The 2,196-nt window shown below is 64.1% G+C and carries 2 protein-coding genes and 2 pseudogenes; 3 read left to right on the top strand and 1 reads right to left on the bottom strand.

Features of this window, described 5'->3' with window-relative positions; all coding sequences use genetic code 11:
* From EN742_RS32505 to EN742_RS32495, 3 genes and pseudogenes are all read left to right on the top strand, one after another.
* Nucleotides 1-185: pseudogene (locus EN742_RS32505) on the top strand (ABC transporter permease); the annotation flags it as partial.
* Between the two features lie 164 nt (nucleotides 186-349).
* On the top strand, nucleotides 350-1,429 hold the full coding sequence (locus tag EN742_RS32500; RefSeq protein ID WP_126054359.1) for an exo-alpha-sialidase: 1,080 nt from the start codon (nucleotides 350-352) through the stop codon (nucleotides 1,427-1,429).
* 8 nt (nucleotides 1,430-1,437) lie between these two features.
* Nucleotides 1,438-1,731, top strand: a complete 294-nt coding sequence (locus EN742_RS32495) for a MoaD/ThiS family protein (RefSeq protein ID WP_126054358.1) — start codon at nucleotides 1,438-1,440, stop codon at nucleotides 1,729-1,731.
* A 170-nt stretch (nucleotides 1,732-1,901) separates the two neighbouring features.
* On the opposite strand, the pseudogene EN742_RS32485 reads toward EN742_RS32495, so the two are convergent.
* A pseudogene (locus tag EN742_RS32485) lies at nucleotides 1,902-2,196 on the bottom strand (sugar ABC transporter substrate-binding protein); the annotation flags it as partial.

The raw sequence follows: 2,196 nt of genomic DNA, 5'->3' as shown, positions 1-2,196 counted from the left end.
GCTATGCCGTGCTCGACAAGCGCCGCCCGCATGTGATCGGCACCGTCGTCGGCGCCATCTTCGTCGGCGTGCTGCTCAACGGCCTCACCATGCTGAATGCCCCCTATTACACGCAGGACTTCGTCAAGGGTGTCGTGCTGGTCGGCGCGCTGGCGGCGACCTTCGGCCTCGGAAAGAAGCGTTGAGAGCCATTCCAGGAAAAGTGTGTTGCGGTTTTCCGTCCGCAATTGCGGCGGCATATCTTCTCACTTTGGCCTCGACGGGGTTAGACTGCAAAAAAGTCTCTGACCCTGTCGGCTAGGCCCGCGCTCCGCCGTCCTTGATGGTAGGTATGCAACGGGAGGAGAAAATGCCGGAAAAAGTCCTGGTCCTCATCGGCACGAAAAAAGGCGCCTTCATCGCCGAGAGCAATGGCAAGCGCGGGTCGTGGAAGCTGCGCGGTCCGTTTTGCGAGCACTGGCCTATGAACCATGTCGTCGGCGACCCCGAGACCGGCGCGATCTACGGCGCCGGCGGCAACGAGTGGTTCGGTCCGGCGGTCTGGAAGTCGGACGACCTTGGCGAGACCTGGACGCATTCCAGCGAGGGCTTGGCCTACGAGGCTGGCGAGGAACCGATCAAAGCGGTATGGAGCCTCGCCAGGCGCAACGGCAGCCTCTATGCCGGCGTGCAGCCGGCCGGCCTGTTTCGCTCCGACGACGACGGCGCCACCTGGAGCCACATCGAGGGCCTGCAGCGTCACCCAAGCCGCAAGGACTGGACCCCGGGAGGCGCCGGCCTCATCCTTCATTCCATCGTCACGCACCCCAGGGACAAGGAGCAGATCTGGGTGGGCATCTCGTCCGCGGGCGTGTTCTACACCTGGGACGGCGGCCAGACGTGGGAGCCGCGCAACCGCGGCACCCGCGCCGACTTCCTCCCCGAAGGACAAAACTATCCAGAGTTCGGCCAGTGCGTGCACTGCCTGGTGATGGCGCCCGGCAAGCCCGATCGGCTCTACCAGCAGAACCATTGCGGCATGTACCGCTCCGACGACGGCGGCAAGAACTGGCAGAGCATCGAGAAGGGCCTTCCCTCGACCTTCGGATTTCCTGCGGCCACGCATCCGCGCGACGCCGACACGCTCTTCCTTCTGCCGCTCAATGGCGACAGTGCCGGCCGCTATGTGCCGGACGCGAAGGCGGCGGTCTGGAAGACTGAGGATGCGGGCGCCACCTGGATGGACGAGCGCAAGGGCCTGCCGCAGGAGAACTGCTACGCAGGCGTGTTGCGGCAAGCTATGGCGACCGACAGCCTCGAGCCGGCCGGCGTCTATTTCGGCACCAGCGGCGGCTCGCTTTTCGCCAGTGCCAACGAAGGCGAAAACTGGTCGGAGATCGCTCAGCATCTGCCCGCGATCCTGTCCGTCGAGGCGATGGTGGTGGGCTAGTAACGCAAATGTCGAACGCCACCGCCGACAGTGTGCCCCTTGTCGTCGCGCGGCTCCCGGGCGTGCTCATCGACCTGTTTCCTGGCGCGCCGCGCCGGGTCGAACTGCCGGCCTCGACCACGAAGGAAATGATCGACGGGCTGGACGCGCGCTGGCCCGGCATGCGCGACCGAATCTGCGATTCCCGCCCAGCGATCCGCCGCCATATGAACGTCTTCGTCGATGGCGAGAGAGCGACCCTTGAAACCAGGCTCGCGCCCGGCACCGAGGTTTTTATCCTGACGGCAATCAGCGGCGGTTAGGTTAGGGCAATTCCAGGAAAAGTGTGAAACGGTTTTCCGTCCGGAATTGCGTCAAAACAAAGAGATAGAGCGGTTCACTGGTTCCGTGAAACAGTGAACCGCTCAGGCGAATAAAGGGGAGCCAAGCTTTCAGGCAATTTCTTTTCTCCCCCGAGGCGAGGGAGAAGAGATCAGTTGGATGGGATCCAGCTGGCGGCGGCCGCGTCGCTCTGGCCAAAGGCCGGAAGCTTGGCGTCGAGGTCCTCGACCGTCTTGATGCCGTTCTTGCGCAGTTCTTCCTGGGTCAGCAGCACCGGCTTGACGACGATGTTGTGGCCCGGATCCTCGCCGGCGATCAGCTTGGCCGCGGCCCGCACCGAAACCGCGCCGACGACGGCCGGATTGGTGGCTGCCGTGGCCATCCACGGGCTTCCTTCCGCGGTGATCTCGGTGATATCGGCGGTGGACACGTCGGCCGAATAGATC

It is taken from the genome of Mesorhizobium sp. M4A.F.Ca.ET.020.02.1.1 (assembly GCF_004022645.1).
Classification (GTDB): Bacteria; Pseudomonadota; Alphaproteobacteria; order Rhizobiales; family Rhizobiaceae; genus Mesorhizobium.
The sequence above is the reverse complement of the archived record's forward strand: the minus strand, read 5'-3'. Positions and strand labels throughout refer to the sequence as shown.

Bases quoted from the DNA above. Each gene is read 5' to 3' on its own strand.
- EN742_RS32500 (WP_126054359.1), top strand. From the start codon at position 350: ATGCCGGAAAAAGTCCTGGTCCTCATCGGCACGAAAAAAGGCGCCTTC.
- EN742_RS32495 (WP_126054358.1), top strand. From the start codon at position 1,438: ATGTCGAACGCCACCGCCGACAGTGTGCCCCTTGTCGTCGCGCGGCTC.